17 protein-coding genes are annotated in these 20695 nt (G+C 71.5%); 10 read left to right on the top strand and 7 right to left on the bottom strand.

The window, feature by feature from the left end:
• Window positions 1–190: 190 nt before the first annotated feature.
• Window positions 191–571 (bottom strand): STAS domain-containing protein, encoded by a 381-nt coding sequence (locus VXC91_RS04495; RefSeq protein WP_329505257.1) that lies wholly within the window; start codon window positions 569–571, stop codon window positions 191–193.
• Between the two features lie 362 nt (window positions 572–933).
• On the opposite strand from VXC91_RS04495, the gene VXC91_RS04490 reads away from it, so the two are divergent.
• Both VXC91_RS04490 and VXC91_RS04485 read left to right on the top strand, forming a co-directional pair.
• Complete coding sequence (locus VXC91_RS04490) at window positions 934–1515, top strand: sigma-70 family RNA polymerase sigma factor (protein WP_329505256.1); 582 nt, start codon at window positions 934–936, stop codon at window positions 1513–1515.
• Window positions 1512–3074 carry a zf-HC2 domain-containing protein gene (locus VXC91_RS04485; protein WP_329505254.1) on the top strand — a complete coding sequence of 521 codons (1563 nt, stop codon included), beginning with the start codon at window positions 1512–1514 and terminating at the stop codon, window positions 3072–3074. Before VXC91_RS04490 ends, VXC91_RS04485 begins: the two co-directional genes overlap by 4 nt.
• Before the next feature lie 8 nt (window positions 3075–3082).
• On the opposite strand, the gene purU is transcribed toward VXC91_RS04485, so the two are convergent.
• Entirely contained in the window at window positions 3083–3964 is an 882-nt protein-coding gene (gene purU / locus VXC91_RS04480; RefSeq protein ID WP_329505252.1) for a formyltetrahydrofolate deformylase, read from the bottom strand.
• A 72-nt stretch (window positions 3965–4036) separates the two neighbouring features.
• A complete protein-coding gene (locus VXC91_RS04475) occupies window positions 4037–4537 on the bottom strand; it encodes an SCO4402 family protein (RefSeq protein WP_329505251.1) in 501 nt (166 codons plus the stop codon).
• Window positions 4538–4654: 117 nt separating this feature from the next.
• Between VXC91_RS04475 and VXC91_RS04470 the strand changes: the two genes are divergently transcribed.
• Window positions 4655–5989 carry an ABC transporter substrate-binding protein gene (locus VXC91_RS04470; protein WP_329505250.1) on the top strand — a complete coding sequence of 445 codons (1335 nt, stop codon included), beginning with the start codon at window positions 4655–4657 and terminating at the stop codon, window positions 5987–5989.
• Between the two features lie 81 nt (window positions 5990–6070).
• Here VXC91_RS04470 and VXC91_RS04465 read toward each other — a convergent pair whose 3' ends face one another.
• Together VXC91_RS04465 and VXC91_RS04460 are read right to left on the bottom strand one after the other, a co-directional pair.
• Entirely contained in the window at window positions 6071–7711 is a 1641-nt protein-coding gene (locus VXC91_RS04465; RefSeq protein WP_329505249.1) for a hypothetical protein, read from the bottom strand.
• A gap of 261 nt (window positions 7712–7972) precedes the next feature.
• Window positions 7973–9358, bottom strand: coding sequence for a transcriptional regulator (locus VXC91_RS04460; RefSeq protein WP_329505248.1), 1386 nt, complete (start codon window positions 9356–9358; stop codon window positions 7973–7975).
• Window positions 9359–9727: 369 nt separating this feature from the next.
• Between VXC91_RS04460 and VXC91_RS04455 the strand changes: the two genes are divergently transcribed.
• The 4 genes from VXC91_RS04455 to VXC91_RS04440 all read left to right on the top strand — a co-directional run bounded on the left by VXC91_RS04455 (window position 9728) and on the right by VXC91_RS04440 (window position 14566).
• The gene (locus VXC91_RS04455; protein WP_329505360.1) at window positions 9728–10390 is read left to right on the top strand and encodes a bifunctional DNA primase/polymerase; all 663 of its coding nucleotides are present in this window, start codon (window positions 9728–9730) and stop codon (window positions 10388–10390) included.
• Between the two features lie 230 nt (window positions 10391–10620).
• Entirely contained in the window at window positions 10621–11412 is a 792-nt protein-coding gene (locus tag VXC91_RS04450; RefSeq protein WP_329505247.1) for an ABC transporter ATP-binding protein, read from the top strand.
• On the top strand, window positions 11409–13001 hold the full coding sequence (locus VXC91_RS04445) for a transporter (RefSeq protein ID WP_329505246.1): 1593 nt from the start codon (window positions 11409–11411) through the stop codon (window positions 12999–13001). Before VXC91_RS04450 ends, VXC91_RS04445 begins: the two co-directional genes overlap by 4 nt.
• Before the next feature lie 173 nt (window positions 13002–13174).
• Entirely contained in the window at window positions 13175–14566 is a 1392-nt protein-coding gene (locus VXC91_RS04440) for a PAS domain-containing protein (protein WP_329505244.1), read from the top strand.
• 46 nt (window positions 14567–14612) lie between these two features.
• Here VXC91_RS04440 and VXC91_RS04435 read toward each other — a convergent pair whose 3' ends face one another.
• Window positions 14613–15401 carry an SIS domain-containing protein gene (locus tag VXC91_RS04435; protein ID WP_329505242.1) on the bottom strand — a complete coding sequence of 263 codons (789 nt, stop codon included), beginning with the start codon at window positions 15399–15401 and terminating at the stop codon, window positions 14613–14615.
• Window positions 15402–15681: 280 nt separating this feature from the next.
• Here VXC91_RS04435 and VXC91_RS04430 point away from each other — a divergent pair, with 280 nt between their 5' ends.
• Together VXC91_RS04430 and VXC91_RS04425 are read left to right on the top strand one after the other, a co-directional pair.
• Window positions 15682–16374 (top strand): metal-dependent transcriptional regulator, encoded by a 693-nt coding sequence (locus tag VXC91_RS04430; RefSeq protein ID WP_329505241.1) that lies wholly within the window; start codon window positions 15682–15684, stop codon window positions 16372–16374.
• Window positions 16375–17130: 756 nt separating this feature from the next.
• Window positions 17131–17991 (top strand): alpha/beta fold hydrolase, encoded by an 861-nt coding sequence (locus VXC91_RS04425; RefSeq protein WP_329505239.1) that lies wholly within the window; start codon window positions 17131–17133, stop codon window positions 17989–17991.
• A 363-nt stretch (window positions 17992–18354) separates the two neighbouring features.
• On the opposite strand, the gene pdxH is transcribed toward VXC91_RS04425, so the two are convergent.
• Window positions 18355–18993 (bottom strand): pyridoxamine 5'-phosphate oxidase, encoded by a 639-nt coding sequence (gene pdxH, locus VXC91_RS04420; protein WP_329505359.1) that lies wholly within the window; start codon window positions 18991–18993, stop codon window positions 18355–18357.
• Between the two features lie 460 nt (window positions 18994–19453).
• Between pdxH and VXC91_RS04415 the strand changes: the two genes are divergently transcribed.
• Window positions 19454–20554, top strand: a complete 1101-nt coding sequence (locus VXC91_RS04415; RefSeq protein ID WP_329505237.1) for a citrate synthase 2 — start codon at window positions 19454–19456, stop codon at window positions 20552–20554.
• The last annotated feature ends 141 nt before the right edge of the window (window positions 20555–20695 follow it).

Here is a 20695-nt window from a genome sequence, read left to right as displayed (position 1 = left end):
GGGGGTGTATCTCGCACGGAGCGTACGACGTGCCGGGCGTCCGGGGAGACGGAAAACGACGCTTGTACCAAGACCGCAGGAATTCCGCGACAACAGTGTGGCCGTACTGCGACCTTCCGTGGACCATGCCGTGCCGCAGGAGTGGGCAGGACCACATGTGATGTCGCGCGGCGGAAAGTCGCCCGTGCGGCTACGCGGACAGGGGGCCGGCCTCGTCGTCGACGGCCGAGGTGACGTCCGGGTACACGTCGAAGAGGCGGCGCACACCGAGGGCGGCGAGCACCCGGTTGACGTGGGAGCCTTCCCCTCCGCTGCGCCCGGGCAGGATCAGTCTGAGCCGGCCCTGGCAGGAGCGGATCAGCCGACGGGTGGCGATCAGTACGCCGACACCGCTGGAGTCGCAGAAGACCACGTCGGAGAGGTCCAGGACGACGTGGTGACGGCCGTCCGCCACCGCGTCGTGCACCCGCTGACGCAGCACCGGCGATGTCACCAGGTCCAGCTCGCCCGCCACTTGGAGCACGGCCCACTCGCCGCGCTCCCCGAAGGCCACTTCGAGTGTCACCGCCATGCCTCCCGCTCACCCGCGTCCCGACCGAAAATGGAAGCAGTCCCTTCGCTTCCTTCAGGCGCGGCTGCCCCGATGACCCACCATGAAACACCGAAATTCCGATCGAAAGCGCGTAGTAGACGAGCCAAATCAATCGGTAACGATCGCATTCGTTCATGCCTGATCGTCATTCATCGGGGGTAAGCCCCCCCGTCGAACCACCGGTCCCGTCCGAGAGTCCTTATCACCTGCGGCTCGTCGAGGGGCGCACATTGCCGCAAAGGGACGTGCGTCGTTCGACGTGCCGACTACATTCGAGGTGGCAGAAGACAAAGGCTGGATCGGAACAGGGCGCCGGGCACGACCAGGGGCGAGGGGGCCGTATGGCGAAGAAGGACGCACCGCCCCGGTGGGACCGAAGGATGCAACAGAGGCTCGCCCGGGGCGAGGCGGCGGCGCTCGGTGAGTGCTACGACCGGTTCGCCTCGCTCGTGCACGGCCTCGCCCACCGCGTGCTCGGGGACGAGGAGGCGGCCGACGGCATCACGCGAGAGGTGTTCGTCCACGTCTGGGAGAACCCCGAGTCGTACGACCCGAAGCAGGGTCCCCTCCGGTCCTGGGTCGCCATGCTGACCCACCGGCTCGCGGTGCAGCGGCTTCGCGCCACCGAGACCGCCGCGCTGGCCCAGGGCGGGCAGGGCACCCCCGAGGACCTGGAGCGCAGGGTGCGCCAGGCCTCGATCGCGGCGCGCGCGGACTTCATCGTGACGTCGATGCCGGTGCCGCTGCGCGCAGCGCTCGAGCAAGCCTACTTCCAGCGCCGGGACTACCGTCAGACCGCCGCCGACCTCGACATCGAGGAGGAGGAGGCCCGCCGTCGCCTGCGCCTCGGCCTCCAACTGCTGTCCACGGCCCACGAGACAGGCCCTTCGGGCGTCCCTCCCGAACCGGAGGAGGCCTGGTGACCAAGGCGGAGCGCTTCGGGGGGTACGCGGAGCACGAGAGGTACGGCACCCACGGGGGCCAGGGCACCCAGTCCGCCGACGGCGGCGAGGCGCCCGGGCACGGGGAACCCAGGGACGGCGCCGGCGGGACGGTACCCCGCGGTGACACGCGTGGACCGAGAGAGCCGGGCGCACCGGCGAACGGCGGCACGGGCGGACCTGACGACTCGGACACGAGCGGGAACGACGGCACGGGGCGATCCGGCGACGGCCGGCAGGCCGGCCCGGGCTCCGGAGGGAACGGCGCCTCCGATGGACCCCGGGACCCCGGCGGCCCCGGAGCCGACGGGCCGGGCGGCTCCGGGCGGGCGCCCCGGATCCCGCCGCCGCGCAGTTCCGTCGAGGACTCCGGGCTGCCGTTGCCCGATCCGGAACCCTCGCTCGCGCCTTCGGCTTCTGCCCCGTCGCTCGTGCTCGAGCACCGGGTGCTGACGTCGCTGCTCGGAGCCTGGGCGCTCGCCGCCTGTTCACCCGAGGAGACGGCGGCCGTCGAGGCGCACCTCGGAGACTGCGGACCCTGCGCGGACGAGGCGCGGCAGCTGCGCGAGGCCGTGGGGCTGCTGCAGCGCCCGGAGAGCCTCGACCTCGACCCGGCCCTGCGCACCCGCGTCCTGCAGAGCTGTCTCGACCGGCGCCCGCCGCGGATCCCGGTACCGGAGTGGGTGGCCCCGTTCGACGCCGAGGCCGCGCGCCTGGACGCCCTGCTGCAGGACATCGGCGACGCGGAGTGGCACACCCCGGTGCGGCTGCGCTGGTTCGACGGGACGGGACCGGCGAGCCGCCGCACCACTGTCGCCGGGGTGATCGCGCACCTGCTCTGCGTCGACGGGCTGGTGGCGGTCGCGCTGGGGCTCGACGACCCGCTCGGGGATGTGACCGGCGTGGACGGCACGCCCGAGGGCCGCACGGAGGCGTACTGGCGCGCCTCACACTTCCCGCCCACCCGTTCCGTCCGCGGTCCCTGGCGGGAGCAGAGCCACAACCTGGTGCGGACGCTGTCCTTCACCGGCGGGGACTCCCGCGGGCTCGCCGTGTCGTACGGCGGATTCGCACTGTCGTTGCAGGACGCGATGCTGGACCGGGCCTTCGAGTGCTGGGTGCACGCGGAGGACATCGCGAACGCCATCGACTACCCGTACGAGCCGCCGGCGCCCCGTCATCTGAACAGCATGATCGACTTGGGCGCGCGCCTGCTCCCCGCGGTGCTGGCGGCCCGGCGGCAGGCCGGACTGGCCGCGCCCGGCCGTACGCGGCGCCTGGTGCCGGCGGGCGAGCCCGGACGCACCCTGCGCCTGGAGATCGAGGGCTCGGGCGGTGGCGAGTGGCTGATCGCCCTGGACTCCCCCGGCGCGGTCGCCTCGGCCGAGCACGAGGTGGCGCACGTCGCACTCGACGGGGTGGAGTTCTGCCGCCTGGCCGCGGGGCATGTGCCGCCCCAGGATGCGGTCGCGGGCCAGGTCGGCGACCGCGAGGCGATCAGGGACGTGCTGTTCGCGGCGGCGTCGCTGAGCCGGATGTAGGCCCGGTCTCAGGCGAAGACCACCGTCCGCCGGCCGTTCAGGAGGATGCGGCGCTCGGCGTGCCACTTGACCGCGCGCGCCAGCGCCTGGCACTCGACGTCGCGGCCGATCGCGACCAGCTGGTCCGGGGTCACGCCGTGACCCACGCGCTCGACCTCCTGCTCGATGATCGGGCCCTCGTCGAGGTCGGCCGTGACGTAGTGAGCGGTGGCACCGATCAGCTTCACACCGCGCGCGTGCGCCTGGTGGTACGGCTTCGCGCCCTTGAAGCTCGGCAGGAACGAGTGGTGGATGTTGATGATCCGGCCACTGAGCTGCTTGCACAGGTCGTCCGAGAGCACCTGCATGTAACGAGCCAGGACCATCAGCTCGACGTCCAGCTCATGCACCAGCTCCAGCAGCCTGGCTTCGGCCTCCGGCTTGGTGTCCTTCGTCACCGGGATGTGGTGGAACGGAATGTTGTACGACCCCACCAGCTCGGCAAAGTCGCTGTGGTTGGACACCACGGCCGCGATCTCGACGGGCAGCGCACCGGTCCGGGCACGGAAAAGGAGGTCGTTCAGGCAGTGTCCGAACCTGCTGACCATCAGGACGACACGCATCTTCTCGTCGGCCCGGTTGATCTGCCAGTCCATCTGGAAGGAGTCGCCGACCGCCGCGAAGCTGGCGCGCAGCTTGTCCACGGTCACGGGGGCCTCCGCCGAGAAGTGCACCCGCATGAAGAACAGTCCCGTGTCGTGGTCGCCGAACTGCTGGCTGTCCTCGATGTTGCAGCCGGTCATGAACAGATAGCTCGACACGGCGTGCACGATCCCCTGCTTGTCCGGGCAGGAGAGCGTGAGGACGTACTGGTGGGCGGGGACCGTGGCTCGGGTGGACAGCTCAGTCATGCGGGCCAGGGTCTCATGACGGCGGACCGGCGCGGACCGCCGTTCCGCCACCCGGACCGCACAGTGGGTGGCCTACGCGGTCCGGGTGACGATCCGCAGCACCTCGAGCGTCCGTGGCGGGGTGTCGGGATCCTCGCCGTCGCTCGTCGCGAGCCGCACATGGGCGTCGCGCGCCGCCCGCACCGCCTCCGGCCACCCGTGGTGGTTGAGGTACACAACCACCTCCGCGTCGGGCCCGACCTGGTGCATGATCCGCAGCACGCGCAGCACCGCGGTGTCGACGAGCGCCGCCTCCTGCGAGTCGCGGAAGATCGTGCCGACGTATTTCTCGGCGGACCAGTTGTCCAGCCAGGTGTCCTCGACGAGACGGTACACGGCGTCGGTGACGTCCCCGTACCCCTCGACGCCGGCCAGCCAGACGTCCCGCTGGAACACCGGATCGGAGAGCATGTGCAGCGCCGAGCGCACATTGCTGCGCCAGCGCCACCACGGCATGTCATTCAGGGGCATGCCGCCCATGGTGGACGAGCGACGGCCGCGACGGGAAGAGCTCTCCGAACCTTGCACGGTCATCGATAGTACGTTCCCTGTGAAATCCGGACCATCGACCCCCGCAATTCACCTCTACGTCACTTCTCGTTGACCACTGATCGCACGAGGGTTAGTGATGTGGGGGAATCGTGTGTGTCCATGACCGGCAGGCAACGTACCAGCTCCTCCCCCACCGGCCCGAGCGTTCAGGGTGCCGTCCGCAGGAAAGCGACTCCCCGCGTCAAGACGGCGCTGATCGCCGCGGGAGCACTGGTGGCCTGTGCGTCGCTGGCCGCGGCATGCGGTGTCGTCCCCGGTATCTCGGGGGGTTCCGGGGACGACACCGTCACCGTCATGACCTGGGCGCCCCAGGACACGTCGGCCACCAACAAGCCGGGCATGCCGGCCATGGCGAGTGCGTACGCGCGCTGGGTCAACGCGCACGGCGGCCTCAACGGACGCAAGCTGAACGTGTTGACCTGCAACGACCACAACGACTACGTGGGCGCCGCCAAGTGCGCCCGGCTCGCCGTCAAGAAGAAGGCTGTCGCGGTCGTCGGCTCCTACAGCCAGTTCGGCTCCTCCTTCCTCTCACCGCTGGAGTCGGCGGGCATCCCCTACATAGGCGGCTACGGCCTGACCGACGACGAGTTCAAGAGCGTGCTCTCCTACCCCGTCAACGGCGGCCAGCCCGCGCTGCTGGCCGGCCTCGGCGAGGAACTGGGCAAGAGCTGCGGGCCCGTCGCGATGGTGCGGCCCGACACCGTGGCGGGCGACCAGCTGCCCGTGCTGCTGGACTCCGGGCTGAAGGCGGCCGGCCACACTCCGGGCGACGACGTGCGCGCCGCCGAGGACGCCACCGCGTTCGACTCCCAGGCCCGTGAGGCGCTGCGGGAGGCGACCGCGAACCCGGAGAAGAAGGGGTGCGTGGTGCCTTCGCTGGACTCCCGCACCGGCACGTTCATGGACTCCTTCCGGCGCTTGAGCACCGAGTACCCGACGGTGCGCACCGCCTCCGTACTCGGCAGTGTCGACCAGTCGATCATCAATGAGTCGGGCGGCGGTTCGGGGCCCTACGAAGGGGCGTACGTCACCGGCTGGTACCCGGAGTCGACGGACAAGCGCTGGGATCCGCTGAAGAAGGTGATCCGCGAGGCGGCCTTCGGCGACAACCGGATCGACCCGGCGGACGCGGGCGTGCAGACCACCTGGATCGCTTACACGGTCCTGAAGAAGGTCGTCGACTCGCTCGGTGGCGGCGAGGTGACCGCGAACACGATCCGCTCGACTCTCGACAACGGCCTGAAGGTCGACACGGGCGGGCTCACCCCGACCCTGCGCTGGCGCTTCCAGGACCTGACCGCCGTGGTCGACTTCCCCCGGCTGATCAACTCGAGCGTGACCTTCCAGGTCGTGCGTGACGGTCAGCTGGTGGCAGCCCGCAAGGGTTTCGTGAACGTCTCGAAGACGCTGGAGAGCACGGCCACCGAGTAGGTGGTGCGAGCCTGGGGAGCGAACGGACTCTCCCAGGGTGTGCGCCGCACGGTTTCGCAGCGGCGGCGCACACTGCGGTGTTCACAGCTGCCGGGGCTGGCGCTGGGTCAGGCCGTATTTCTGGGCGATGGCGTTCCACAGCCGCGCGGCCTTCTCCTTCTCGGCGCTGGCCGTACCGCTGGCACGGTTGCCCGCTTCGGTCTGGCGGTTGGTTGGGGCGTGGCCCTTCCTGCACGCCTTCTTGTTGCCCGCGACCTGGTCCGCCCAGACGGCGTAGTGGGTGTCGGCGGACGCTGAGGCCTTCCACGCGGTGGTGAGCGAGGCGGTCAGCGCGTCGTGCTGGGGGAGTTTGTCGACCGCGATCTTGGACAGCCGGGCGACCAGGCCGTTTCGCTGCTGGGCCGCGTTACGCAGGTCGGTGGCCGCCGGGCCGAGGTTCTGGCAGGCCTTGACCTCCGCGACCGCCTTGATCACCGCGTCGCGGCTGTTGCCGCTGTCGGCGAGAAGCTTGTCGAGCGCGACGGCCTGCTGCCTGGCGAGGTCCCCGGACCCTGAGGGCGAGGAGTCCGTGGCCGGACCGGTCGCAGAGACGTTCTTGCTGCTGCCGTTCTTGTCGTCGGCGCCTCCGCCGCCACCGAGCAGGGCGCCCGCTCCGATGCCGAGGACGACGATGCCGATCCCGACGGCCGCTATGAGCGGCACCCGCGAGGGACCACGGCCGCCGCCGTCGTCGCCGCGTCGTCCGGCCGCCCGTCCCATCGGGGGGCCCGGCGGCTCCGCCGTGTCGAACCGCGGCAGATGCTGGGTGGCGTCCGCACCGCCCGCGGCGTGCCGGAACAGATTGTCGAACTCCGCCGGCGTCTGCCGGTCGCCCGCGGGTGTGGACATTCCGTAGGGTGCCGGACCCGGCTGTTCGGGCACGGGCGGAATGTACTGCGTGGCCTGGGCGTCCGGATCGGCGGGCGGCAGCGGAGCGGCCGCCGGGGAGCCCTCGGCCCTGCCGAGGAAGTGCGTCGCGGCGTCACCGGGCATCTCGGGCGGCAGCGCCCCCGCCGCCACCGGCGGGATGTACTGCGTCGCACCCTCGTCGGGCCCGAGCGCCACCGGCGGGATGTACTGGGTGGCGCCCTCGTCCGCGGGGGGCAGGGGGGCGGAGTGCATGGCGTGCGGCAGGGGCTGGGCGACCTGCCGGTGTTCGTAGGCGCCCTGGGGCGGGAGCTGTCCGTCCAGGCCGTACGACGGCCCTTGCGCACCCTCGGGCGGCAGCGGGCCGGCGGTGGCAGGCAGAGGCTGTCCCGATGCGGCCTGCGGCTGCTGGGCGGCCGCAGCCCCGCTCCAGCCGCCCGACTGCTGGTCCGCGCTCTCCCAGGAGGGCTGGGCTTGGGCCCCCGGGGCGCCCCAGTCCGGTGCGGACGCCGCCCCGGACTGCTCGGGTGCGCCCCACTGCTGCTCCGCGTCGCCGCCCCAGCCCTGGGCCGCCGACGGTGCCTGGGGCGACTGCCCCGGCCCCCACGGCTGACCCCAGGCCTGACCGCCCGCCGGGGCACTGTGGCCCTCGGGGCTGCCCGCAGCCGCCGCATGGCGACCGCCCGCCGGAACCGCGGAGCCGTTCACTCCGCCCGCCTGGCCCGGCAGCAGGGGCTCGCCGCCGTCGGAGGGCAGCACGATGCCTTCGCGCGCGGGCCGCGGCGAGGGCCCTTCGCCCTGTCCACTCTGCGTCACCGGGACTCCTACGAATGGGGGACTTTCGGAATCGTCGGCTCACGCTACCGGGTCCCCCGAGCCGCATGCCACGCAGCACAGGGCCTGACCTCATACCCGTGTGACAGTGGTAACAAAGCCGCCGCGCGGGGCGCTGTTTACGTCCTCTTCGACACCTTCACCTATCGGACACCTTTCGTTCGCCGGACTTTCACACCTATGCGGGAGCCCCGTAAGGTGCCTCGAAGGCACGTACGGGCACTCCGAAGCGGAGCCCCACGGCTAGGCCGCCGTCGCGAGGTCCAGCCGTGCCCCGAACTCCCGTACCACCGCCTCGTCCCGGTACGGCTCGAGCCGCTGCTGGAAGTCCTCCAGATACTCGGCGCCACGGTTGGACCGCAGGGTGCCGAGGATCTCCACGGCTTTCAGGCCCGTGTGGCAGGCCTGTTCCACCTCTCGCTGCTGCACCTGAGCCGTCGCGAGCAGCACATATCCGATGGCCCGCCGCCGCGCTCGGGACGCGGGGTGCCCGGCCAGGGACTCCTCCGCGTGCCGCGCCGCCGCCTCGGCCTGGCCGAGGTCCCGGTGGCAGTGCGCCAACTCGTCCGCCAGATACGCCTCATCGAAGTGGGCGATCCACACCGGGTCGTCCCCGGACGCCGTGTCCGCCGCCTCCAGCGCCGTGACCGCGCGTCCCGACGCGATCTGAGCGGCGCGCGCATCGCCCATCAGCGCATGTCCGCGCGCCTCGGCGGCGAGGAACATCGCCTCCGCCCGCGGCGTCACCCGCCCGCGCGCCCCTTCCTGGGCCGCGCGGGCCAACTGCGCGATCTCGCGCGGGTTTCCGAGCTGCGCCGCGAGGTGGCTCATGGAGGCGGCGAGCACATAGCCGCCGTACCCACGGTCGCCCGCCGCCTGGGCGAGCCTCAGCGCCTGGATGTAGTACCGCTGGGCGAGTCCGGGCTGCCCGGTGTCGACGGCCATGTACCCGGCGAGCTCCGTCAACCGCGCGACGGCCGCGAAGAGTTCGCGCCCCACGGCGTCCCGGTACGAGCCGGCCAGCAGCCCCGACACGACGCTGTTGAGGTAGTGCACAACGACCGGACGCACATGCCCGCTGCCGTACTGGTGGTCCAGTTCGACCAGCGCCTGGGTCATCGCACGCACCGCCGCCACGTCCGAGGACCCCACCCGCGGCCCGGCCGAACGCGCGACCTGGGGGTCCGGTCCGGAGATCAGCCAGTCGCGGCTCGGTTCGACGAGCGCCGACGCGGCGACCGAGGAACCGGAGAGGAAGTCGCGGCGTCCGACGTCGCTGCGCCACAGCTCGCAGACCTGCTCGATGGCGCCCAGCACCGTGGGTGAGAACTGCAGGCCCACGCCGGAGGCGAGGTTCTTGCCGTTGGCCATGCCGATCTCGTCGATGGTGACCGTGCGCCCCAGCTTGCGGCCGAGCGCCTCGGCGATGATCGCCGGCGCCCGGCCCCTCGGCTGCTGCCCTCGCAGCCAGCGGGCCACCGACGTCTTGTCGTAGCGCAGATCGAGGCCGTGCTCCGCGCCGCACATGTTGACCCGGCGGGCGAGCCCCGCGTTCGAGCAGCCCGCTTCCTGGATGAGCGCCTGCAGCCGTTCGTTCGGCTGCCGCGCGACGAGAGGCCTGGCGGCCATGCGTACCCCCTGCTTCACGGCTCGGGTGCCTGCCCGCGCACCGAGTCGACGTCTCTTCAGCGGCCGGGCTTGACGGGAACACCCTCCCCGGGCACCGAAAGGGTCCGGCCTTGAAGATCGATGCCCAGCGGATATACCTCTGATGCGAGACATGCGCGGATTGCCGGGGTAAAGGCTGGTGCCGCACCCCACAGGTGGTTACCCAGCCCCCGCCGCCCTTCCTCTTGCGCGCCCCCACCCGTGCACCCGTGCGCCCCGCCCTCGAAGGCGGTGCTCCTCCCCCGCACATGTGGGATTGACAGGACATTCCCAAAAAGCGGCCCCCGGGCGGCGGACAGACGGGCGTAACCCCCGGTGACGACCAGAGTTGTGTTCAACGTGGAAGAGACCATCGCAGGCCCTGAAGCTGCCCCCATCCCGCAGCAGCGCGGCGATTCGCTGCTGGAAGCCGCCGTACGTTACGCCGAGGAACGCCACTGGGACGTGTTCCCGGGTACCTGGCTGGAAGCAGTTGACGGGGTGCAGCGCTGCTCCTGCGGTCAGGCCGCATGTCCCGTACCCGGCGCCCATCCGGCGCGCGAGGGCTGGGCGACGCAGGCGACCGGCAGCGCGGCCGTGGTGCACCGGCTGTGGGCCGAGCAGCCGACCGCGTCGATCCTGCTGCCCACCGGGCGCACGTTCGACGCGATCGACGTCCCGGAGACCGCCGGCTTCCTCGCACTCGCCCGTATGGAGCGGATGGAACTGTCGCTCGGGCCCGTGGCTCTGACACCGGACCGCCGCATGTGGTTCTTCGTGCTTCCCGGAGCGGCGGCGAAGGTTCCCGACCTGGTGCGGAACCGAGGCTGGACGCTCGACTCCCTGGACCTGGTCACCCTCGGCGAGGGATCGTATGTCGCCGCGCCGCCCACCCGGTACGCCTCCCGGGGCGCCGTGCAGTGGGTCTGCCGGCCGACGGACGCGAACCGCTGGCTGCCGGACGCGGAGGAGCTGATCTCGCCGTTGGCGTATGCCTGCGGACAGGACCGGTAGGCCGCCGGGTGGCCGGGATCGTGACGACCGACGGCCGCCTCTGAAAACCGAACTGCCCGAGGAGAAAGGACCGGTTCGCCACGCGGGCGCGACTGAAAGATCACCCCGGCACACCGCAACCGCCGGCTCCGCCTGACGCCCGCGGGTGGGTCCCGACCCCTTCCGTGCCTTCTGCTCCGGTGAGTTCGCTTCCCCACTGCCCGCTTGCCCTTGCCCCTTAGGGTGCTCCTATGACCGAGGGAGCAGGGGCCGGCCTGGCCGCCGTACGGGTGCAGGGGCTCTGGAAGCGGTTCGGGGAACAGATCGCCGTCGCCGGGATCGATCTGGAGCTGCCCGCCGGGCGGTTCATCGGGCTCGTCGGACCGAACGGGGCCGGGAAGACCACCACCTTGTCCATGGTCACCGGGCTGCTGAGGCCCGACCAGGGCACCGTCGAGGTGGTCGGGCACGACGTCTGGCGCGATCCGGTCGAGGTCAAGGCCCGCATCGGCGTCCTGCCCGAGGGGCTGCGGCTCTTCGAGCGGCTCTCCGGACGCGAACTCCTCGCGTACACAGGCCGGTTGCGCGGGCTGCCCGGCGCCGAGGTCGACAAACGGGCCACCCAGCTCCTCGACGTCCTCGACCTGGCCGGGGCCCAGCACAAGCTCGTCGTCGACTACTCGACCGGCATGCGCAAGAAGATCGGACTCGCCGCGGCCCTGCTCCACAACCCCGAGGTCCTCTTCCTCGACGAGCCGTTCGAGGGCGTCGACCCGGTCTCCGCCCAGACCATCCGCGGCGTTCTGGAGCGCTACACCGCCTCCGGCGCCACCGTCGTCTTCTCCTCCCATGTCATGGAGCTGGTGGAGTCGCTGTGCGACTGGGTGGCCGTCATGGCCGCGGGACGCATCCGCGCGCACGGCCCGCTCGCCGAGGTACGCGGCAGCGCCCTCACGCTCCAAGAGGCGTTCCTGGAACTCGTCGGCGCGCACGGCCGCTCCACCGCCTCCGACCTGGACTGGCTCGGCGGTGGCACTCGATGAGCGCCGCGGGCCTCACCCCCGTCGTCGTACGGCTCAAGCTGTCCCTGCTGCGCAACGGTCTGCGCCAGTCCGCCGGGCGGCGGGCCGCGTACATCACGTCCATCGTCTTCGTCCTGCTGATCGCCGCGCTGCAACTGCTCGGCCTGATCGCCCTGCGCTACAGCGCGCACGCCGCCACCATCGCGGTCCTGCTCGTCGAGCTACTGGCGCTCGGCTGGGCGGTGATGCCGCTGTTCTTCCCCAGCGGCGACGAGACGCTGGACCCCACCCGCCTGGTGATGCTGCCACTGCGCCCGCAACCTCTCGTACGGGCACTGCTCGCGGCCTCCCTGGTCGGCATCGGCCCTCTCTTCACCCTCTGCCTGTTCACCGGTGCGGTGATCTCCGTGGCGCACGGAGCGGCCGCGTACGGCGTCGGCGTTCTCGCCGTCGTCCTCGCACTGCTGGTCTGCGTGGCCCTCGCCCGTGCCGTCGCCGCCGCCAACATCCGGCTGCTGACCAGCCGCAAGGGCCGTGACCTGGCCGTCCTGAGCGGACTCGTCATCGCGGTCGGCGCGCAGCTCGTCAACTTCGGTGCCCAGCGGCTTGGTTCGGCCGGGCTGTCCCCGCTGGACCCGGTGGAGAACGTTCTGCGCTGGGTGCCGCCCGCCTCCTCGATCGGCGCCGTGGACTCCGTCAGCCGCGGTGCGTACGGCCTCGCGGTCGCGCAACTCGCGCTGAGCGCGGTGGCGCTCGCGGGATTGCTGACCCTGTGGTCACGCAGCCTGACGACGCTGATGACCTCGCCGGACGAGTCCACGCTCCAGGCCGCGGATCCCGGCTCCCGGGAGCGCACCTCGACGGGCCTGTCCCGGCTGCTGCCCGCGGGTCGTACCGGCACGGTGATGGAGCGCAGCCTGCGCTATGTCTGGCGCGACCCGAAGACCAAGGCGGCGTGGGTGACCTCGCTCGCGATCGGACTGATCGTCCCGGTCTTCAACGCCCTCCAGGGCACCGGATCCATCTACTTCGCCTGCTTCGCGGCGGGGATGCTCGGCATCCAGATGTACAACCAGTTCGGGCAGGACACCTCCGCTTTCTGGATGGTCGCGATGACGATCTCCTCCCGCCGGGACGCCTACACCGAACTGCGCGGCCGGGCGCTGGCGCTGCTGCTGATCACACTGCCGTACGCCACGCTCGTCACCGTCGTGACGACCGCGCTGCTCGGCGCCTGGCCGAAGCTGCCCGAGGTGCTGGGACTGTCCTTCGCGCTCCTCGGCGCGATGCTCGCCACCGGCGCCTGGTCCTCGGCCCGCTTCCCCTACTCCATCCCGCAGGAGGGCTACAAGAACGTGGTCCCCGGACAGGCCGGGCTCGCCTGGATCTCCATCTTCGGCGGCATGATCGCCGCCGCCCTGCTCACCGCACCCGTGATCGCCGCCACGATCTGGCTGAACGTCTCCGCGGGCGGCGACGCGTGGACCTGGCTGTTGCTCCCGGCGGGCGTCGTCTACGGAGCGCTGATCACCCTGCTCGGCCTGCGCCTCGCCGCACCGCGCACGGCGGGACGGCTGCCGGAGATCCTGGCGGCGGTCAGCAGGGGGTGACCCACGGTCGCCGTGGGGCCGGCGGGCCAGGAGGGACGGAAATCCGGGGAGCAACGATTTCGTCGAATCTTTCCGGAAGCCGATGTGGGCTGCGTCACGTTCGAGTTGAATGATGGCGAGTGTGCGGACGAACGCGGCGTACGTGCGGACGCAGCAGCCTGCAGGGGGTTCAGGTGAGTGCTTCCCGGCGTAGTGGGACCACGGACGAGCTGGGGCCGGGTGAGCCCGAGCGCGATGGTTCGGATCTTCTCGCCGCGCTCCTCGACGGTATGGACGCGGCCTTGTGCGCCTTCGACGCCCACGGGGTCGTGACCCACTGGAACCGGGAGGCCGAGCGGATCCTCGGATGGGCCGCGGCAGAGGCGGTGGGGCGGCGCGGATTCGCCGGGTGGGCCGTGCGGACCGCCGACGCCGCGGAGGTCGAAGGGCGGCTGATGTCCGCGATGGAGTCGTCCGGGCGGCAGGTGCATGAGTTCGCGCTCCTCACCAAGGAGGGCGGGCGGGTGCTCGTACGGACCCAGTCCGCGGCGGTGCGCGGGCCCGACGGCAAGCCCGCCGGGGTCTACTGCGCCTTCAGCGAGGTCCACGCGCAGATCGATCTGGAGCGGTCCATCGCACTGAGCGAGGCCCTCTTCGAGGACGCGAGCTGGGGTGTGGTCCTCGTGGACGCGGATCTGCGGCCCGCCGTGGTCAACGCGCACGCGGCCCGCGCGCTCGGCATCGGACGGACGGCCGTGCTCGGGCGGCCCCTCGGGGACCTGCTCTCGCAGGGTGCGGAGGAGCTGGAGAGCGCCCTGACCCACGTGCTGGCCGAGGGCGCCCCGCCCGCTCCCGCCGAGATGTGGGTGAGCGTACGGACCGGCGAGGGCGAGAAGCGGCGGTGCTGGCGCAGCGGGTTCCTGCGGTTGTCCTCGCCGCTCGCCGAGGAGCCGGTTCCGCTGGGCGTGGGCTGGTTGTTCCAGGACATCACCGAGACCAAGCAGACCGAGCAGGAGGCGGCCCTGCTGCGCTTCCGTTCCAACCAGTTGCATCGCGCCGCCCGAGCGGCCGCCGAGTGCGAGGACCCGGCCGAGGCGGCCACCGTCCATCTGGACTACGCGCTCGCGGGTTTCGCCGACCACGCGCTGATCGACCGAGTGGCGAACGGCTCGGTGGCGGACGGGGAGGGCCGGGTACGGCTGGTGCGGGCCGTCGAGACACCCTCCGGGGCGCCCGGACCGAGCGTGCTCGCCGGGAAGGCGGGGCTTCCCGTGCGGTACGGCGAGGGGCATCCGGCCCTGCAGTGCGTGGCGCGCTGCGGATCCGTACGGGCGGGCGCCGGCGACGCCGACGCCGAGCAGGCACGCGCGTGGGCGCTCGCCCGGCGGTGGCCGCCGGACGCGGTGCACGCGCTGTGCACGGTGCTGCGCAGCCGGGGCCGGACGCTGGGCGTGGTGACGTTCCTGCGGGGCGCGGGGCGCAGCCGGTTCGAACGGCCCGACGCGGTGTACGGGGAGGACGTCGCGGTGCGGATCGCCGCCGCGCTGGACCTCGCCGATGTGTGGGGGGCGGCCGAGGAGCCATAGGCACCGGCTGCGCGGCCGCCCCGCGCCATGGGCGGCCGTGTGCGGGCTAACCCTGCCGGTAGAAGATCCGGTCCCCGTACTCCCGCATGACCCGGGCGTTCCACTCGTGGCCGCCGTCGACGTTCCCGGACCTCAGCAGGGGCGGTTCGATGCCGCGCTCCGCGAGGACACCCGCGGCCGTCGCCATCACCGCCTGGAGCAGGGCCGCGGTGACGACCGTCGAGGCGGGGGCGAAGGGGGCGGGGACGGTGTCGAGGGTGAGTGTCGCATCGCCCACCGCGATCCTCGAGTCGAGGACGATGTCGCAGTGGTCCTTGAGGTAGGTGCCGGAGGCGTGCCGCGAGGTGGTCTCCGACGCGTACGCCACCGAGGTGACCCCGATGACCTTGACCCCTCGTGCGCGGGCGTTCGTCGCCATCTCGACCGGGAGGGCGTTGCGGCCGGACAGGGAGACGATCACCAGGAGGTCGCCGGACCGGAGCGGGCTGGAGTCGAGGACCGCGCCGGCCAGTCCGTCGACCCGCTCCAGCGCGGAGCCCAGCGTCGCCGGCATGACGTCGACGCCGACGACACCGGGCACCGCGAGCAGGTTCATCAAGGCGAGGCCGCCCGCCCGGTAGACCAGGTCCTGGGCGGCCAGTGAGGAGTGCCCGGCGCCGAACGCGAACAGCCGGCCACCGGAGGCGACGACGTCCGCGATCAGGGTGCCGGCCGCCGCGATCTGCTCCGCGTCCTCGTCCCGCGCCCGTCGCAGCATGTCGATCGCCGCGTCGAAGAATCGCCCGGCCAGTTCGTTCCCGCTCTGCGGCTCCCCGCCACTCGGCTCCTTGCTCATCGGCGACGCCCTTTCGAAGTCTCGGTGTCCCGTTCCCGACGGACGGCGACCACAGGGCGCGACGACCACACGCGGCGCCCCTGACGGCCCGTGTCGCGGATCACGTTGCGGTCCGGACCAGCGGGATGTCAATACGGACCGGGCCCGGCGGGCCGCACGGCGGCCGCGGGTTTCGGCGGCTCTCCACGGTTGTCGGCGGGATGCGTCAGAATTGAGTCCAGGGCCAGCGCACACGCCGGTGGGCCGTCGAGCCTCCGGCAGATCTCATCGAGGGGCACGAATGTCCGGACTGATCGACACTACGGAGATGTATCTCCGCACCATCCTTGAGCTGGAGGAGGAAGGCGTGGTCCCCATGCGCGCCCGGATCGCCGAGCGGCTCGACCAGAGCGGTCCGACGGTCAGCCAGACGGTGGCGCGAATGGAGCGCGACGGCCTGGTGGCGGTCGCCGCCGACCGCCATCTGGAGCTGACGGACGAGGGCCGCCGCCTGGCCACCCGCGTGATGCGCAAGCACCGTCTCGCCGAGTGCCTGCTGGTCGACGTGATCGGTCTGGAGTGGGAGCAGGTGCACGCCGAGGCGTGTCGCTGGGAGCACGTGATGAGCGAGGCGGTCGAGCGCCGCGTCGTCGAGCTGCTGCGCCACCCCACCGAGTCCCCGTACGGAAACCCGATCCCGGGCCTGGAGGAGCTGGGCGAGAAGGACGGCGCGGACCCGTTCCTGGACGCGAGCATGGTGTCGCTGGCCGAGCTGGACCCGGGCACCGACGGCAAGACCGTCGTCGTACGGCGTATCGGCGAGCCCATCCAGACCGACGCCCAGCTGATGTACACGCTGCGGCGGGCGGGCGTGCAGCCCGGCTCGGTGGTCAGCGTGACGGAGTCCGCGGGCGGGGTCCTCGTCGGCAGCGGCGGCGAGGCGGCCGAGCTGGAGTCCGAGGTCGCGTCCCACGTGTTCGTGGCCAAGCGCTAGGCCGAACCCCGGAGATCCACAGGACACCCCGTCGGCTCCCGGTGCGCCCGGCGTACGGCCGGCCTCCCGGGCCGCACGGCCCCGATGCGGCCCGGGGTTCAGCGAAGCTCCGCAATCCGTGTGGCTGCAGTGTGGCTGTTGTGATGACTCTGCGATCCTGCTGAAACCAAGATCCAGTGCGCGGAATCGCAGCGCTCGGTCCGTACGCATGCGAGGCTGTCGCATGAGGCATATGACCTGAGAGCTCTTGGCCGCGGGGTGGCAGCGGGGCCACCTGGCCAGGGAGGGGGCGGAAGGATGTGCCGCAGACATGGGAAGAGCCCCGGCACCCTAGGGCGCCGGGGCCTGTCCTCCCCTGTTCCGACCCGGAGCCCCGAGCTCTCAGGGTCGTCCCCCTCGGACCGTTTTTCCCCGAGCGGTCCGCCTCCCGCTGAAGATCTCCCCGCGGAATCGGCGGCCAATCCTCGAGGAAGGTCACTCGAAGGTGGGGTGTTGCCTCCGGAAGCAGCATTTTCGAATAGTCATTCGATAGCGTGGAGGGCATGGCCCCACCGGCCCGCGCGCTGCGCCGACCGGCGCATCCCGTGACACAGCGAGCGACGGCACCACACAGAGCCGGCACCGGCAACCGGCGACGGCGGTGACCGGCGACGCAAGCAGGAGCAGCAGGACGACAGCGGCAGTACGACGAGCGCGTGGACCGGCCGCTCTCTGCGGAAGCGGGTGGTCCGAACGGAGCAGGGGGGTGCCAAGAGGATGGTGCGTCGCATCGACGTGACCGGAACGGGCGGCGTACGCCTCGCAGCGTGGGAGTTCGCCGACCCTCCCAAGACCGTGGAGAACGAGCGGGCACCGGGAGTGCTGTTACTGCACGGGCTGATGGGACGCGCCTCGCACTGGGCGCCCACAGCCCGCTGGCTCTCCGAGCGGCACCGCGCCGTCGCACTCGACCAGCGCGGTCATGGCCAGAGCGACAAACCGCCCGAAGGGGCGTACACCCGCGAGGCCTATACCGACGACGCCGAGGCCGCCCTCGAACAGCTCGGCCTCGCCCCGGCCGTCCTCATCGGCCACGCCATGGGCGCTCTGACCGCCTGGCAGCTCGCCGCCAAACGCCCCGATCTGGTACGCGGCCTGATCATCTGTGACATGCGCGCCTCCGCGCTCGGCGCCGCCTCGCAGCGCGAGTGGGAGAACTGGTTCAAGTCCTGGCCGCTGCCCTTCGCCACGCTCGCCGACGTACGGAAGTGGTTCGGCGAGGACGACCCCTGGGCGGAGCACCCGAACCCGGCCCGCGGCGAGTTCTACGCCGAGGTGATGGCCGAGTCCGAGGACGGCTGGCGGCCCGTCTTCGAAGCCGAGCAGATGCTGAAGTCCCGCCAGACCTGGGTGTACGACGCGCACTGGGAGGAGCTGGCGCAGGTGCGGTGCCCAGCCCTGGTCGTCCGCGGCCTCGACGGCGAGCTCGGCCGGGCGGAGGCACAGGAGATGGTGCGTGTCCTGCCCCACGGCCGCTACGCGGAGGTCGCCGAGGCCGGGCACCTCGTCCACTACGACCAGCCGGAGGCATGGCGTGCGGCGGTCGAGCCGTTCCTGGAGGACGTGCTCACCCCGTGAGCGGCGAACGCGGCACCCGCTGGAAGGCGATCTGCGGACTTCCCGGAAAAACGGTTGATCCTGGCACGACTGGTTCTTAGGGTGGCTGTTACTTCGGAAAGGAGGTGGTTCGGCAGATGTATGAATACCGGACGGAAGAGGTGACTGCGGGCTAGCGGCCCGCCGTCGTACTCGGTTCGGCGCCGGACCAGCGCGTGCGAGACGCGCGCAGCCGGCCTAATCCAACGCAGTCACCCGACCCGCGAGCTCGCCGGTACGTCCGGCCGGCTCCCCCGCCGTCAGGCGGAGGGACCTGAGCTCGCGGGTCGTCTGCGTCACGGGGGGCACGTCGACGGCTCGAAGCGCACGGGCCCACTCATGACATCAGGGACTCAGCCGCTCCACCCGCCACGTGCCGTCCGGTTCCGCGACATAGCGGAGGCGGTCGTGGAGGCGGTTCTCGCGGCCCTGCCAGAACTCGACCGTGCGGGGCGTGATGCGATAACCGCCCCAGTTCGGCGGAACGGGAACCTCGGAGCCCTCGGGGTAGCGGGCACTCAGCTCCTCGTACGCGGCGTCGAGCCCGGCACGGGAGGAGATGACGGAGGACTGGGCGCTGGCCCAGGCGCCGAGCTGGGAGCCGTGCGGGCGGGTGCGGAAATAGGCGGCCGTCTCCGCACGACCGGTGCGGCGGGCGGTCCCGGTGACGATCACCTGGCGGGCCATCGGGTGCCACGGGAAGAGCAGCGATACATTCGGGTTGGCCGCCAGGTCCTGGGCCTTGCGGGACTCGTAGTTGGTGTAGAAGACGAAGCCCTGTTCGTCGTACCCCTTCATCAGGACCGTGCGGGAGCTGATGCGGCCGTCCGCGTCCGCCGTGGAGACGACCATCGCGTTCGGCTCGTAGATCATCCCGGCCACCGCGGCCTGCGCCGCCTGCTTGAACCAGTGCGCGAACTGGTCCATCGGCAGGGGGGCGAGCGACGACTCGTCGAGCCCCTCGGCACGGTAGTGCGCCCGCATCTCGGCGGGATCGTGAGCCAGGTCCTCGGCAGGGCCCTGGGCCGCCGCACGTTCGACGATGGGTTCGATCTCCGGCTCCGCATCGGAGGCGGCGGGCGGTTCGGCGGGGGCGGGTTCGTCCGGGAAACGGTCGGTCACCCGGTCATCTTGCCCCATGCCCCTGGCACTTCGTAGGAGTGCGGTTCATCACTGCGTGGCACTGAGTGCCGCCTCCTCTCCCCAAAGGTGGCACCCGGGGATATCGTGCAGATGCCGTTCGGGTTGGGTGACCGCCGACCGATCGGGGCATCACCGGATTGACCGTCTCGGACCGCGAGTCTTTCGTCAGTGACCGTGGAGCCGGGACGGCGCACCTCCCCTGACAGCCGACGTCCACCACCTCAGTCCCACCGGCCCGTGGACGAGGCCGACGGGAACCCCACAGACCACATCTGCCGCACACATCACGAGGAGCCGCCTGATGTCCGACTTCGTACCCGGGCTCGAGGGAGTCGTCGCGTTCGAGACGGAGATCGCCGAACCGGACAAGGAGGGCGGTGCCCTGCGGTACCGGGGCGTCGACATCGAGGAGCTGGTGGGCCATGTCTCCTTCGGCAACGTCTGGGGGCTGCTGGTCGACGGCGCCTTCAACCCGGGGCTGCCGCCCGCCGAGCCCTTCCCCATCCCCGTGCACTCCGGTGACATCCGTGTGGACGTGCAGTCCGCGCTCGCCATGCTCGCCCCGGTGTGGGGTCTGAAGCCGCTCCTGGACATCGATGCCGAGCAGGCCCGTGAGGACCTGGCACGCGCCGCCGTCATGGCGCTGTCGTACGTCGCCCAGTCGGCACGCGGTCAGGGCCTGCCGATGGTGCCGCAGCGCGAGATCGACAAGGCGCACTCCATCGTGGAGCGGTTCATGATCCGCTGGCGGGGCGAGCCGGACCCGAAGCACGTGGCGGCCGTCGACGCCTACTGGACGTCGGCCGCCGAGCACGGCATGAACGCGTCCACCTTCACGGCCCGGGTCATCGCGTCCACGGGCGCGGACGTGGCCGCCGCCCTGTCCGGCGCGGTCGGTGCCATGTCCGGGCCGCTGCACGGCGGTGCGCCCTCCCGTGTGCTCGGCATGATCGAGGAGATCGAGCGCACCGGTGACGCGGAGGCGTATGTGAAGCAGGCTCTCGACCAGGGTGAACGGCTGATGGGCTTCGGTCACCGGGTCTACCGCGCCGAGGACCCGCGGGCGCGGGTGCTGCGGCGTACAGCCCGTGAGCTGGGCGCCCCGCGGTTCGAGATCGCGGAGGCGCTGGAGAAGGCGGCTCTGGAAGAGCTGCACAGCCGCCGCCCCGACCGGGTCCTGGCCACGAACGTGGAGTTCTGGGCGGCGATCATCCTGGACTTCGCCGAGGTCCCGGCACACATGTTCACGTCGATGTTCACCTGCGCCCGTACGGCGGGCTGGTCCGCGCACATCCTGGAGCAGAAGCGCACGGGCCGGCTGGTGCGCCCGTCCGCGCGCTATGTGGGTCCCGGTCCGCGCGGCCCTCAGGAGATCGAGGGGTACGCGGACATCGCGCGCTAGTCGCTCACCGTGGGAGAGACGCGCGTCCACGCGGCGGACCCTCGTGCGATACGGCACCGCGCCCCGGAAGGGACGCGGTGCCACCCGGCATCACGCGAGTGGGGGCAAGGGAACTGCGGGGCACGCCGAACGCGTCAGCCG

Source organism: Streptomyces chiangmaiensis, from assembly GCF_036281785.1.
Classification (GTDB): domain Bacteria; phylum Actinomycetota; class Actinomycetes; order Streptomycetales; family Streptomycetaceae; genus Streptomyces; species Streptomyces chiangmaiensis.
Note: the sequence above shows the minus strand (reverse complement) of the source record. Positions and strands in the feature narration are given on the sequence as shown.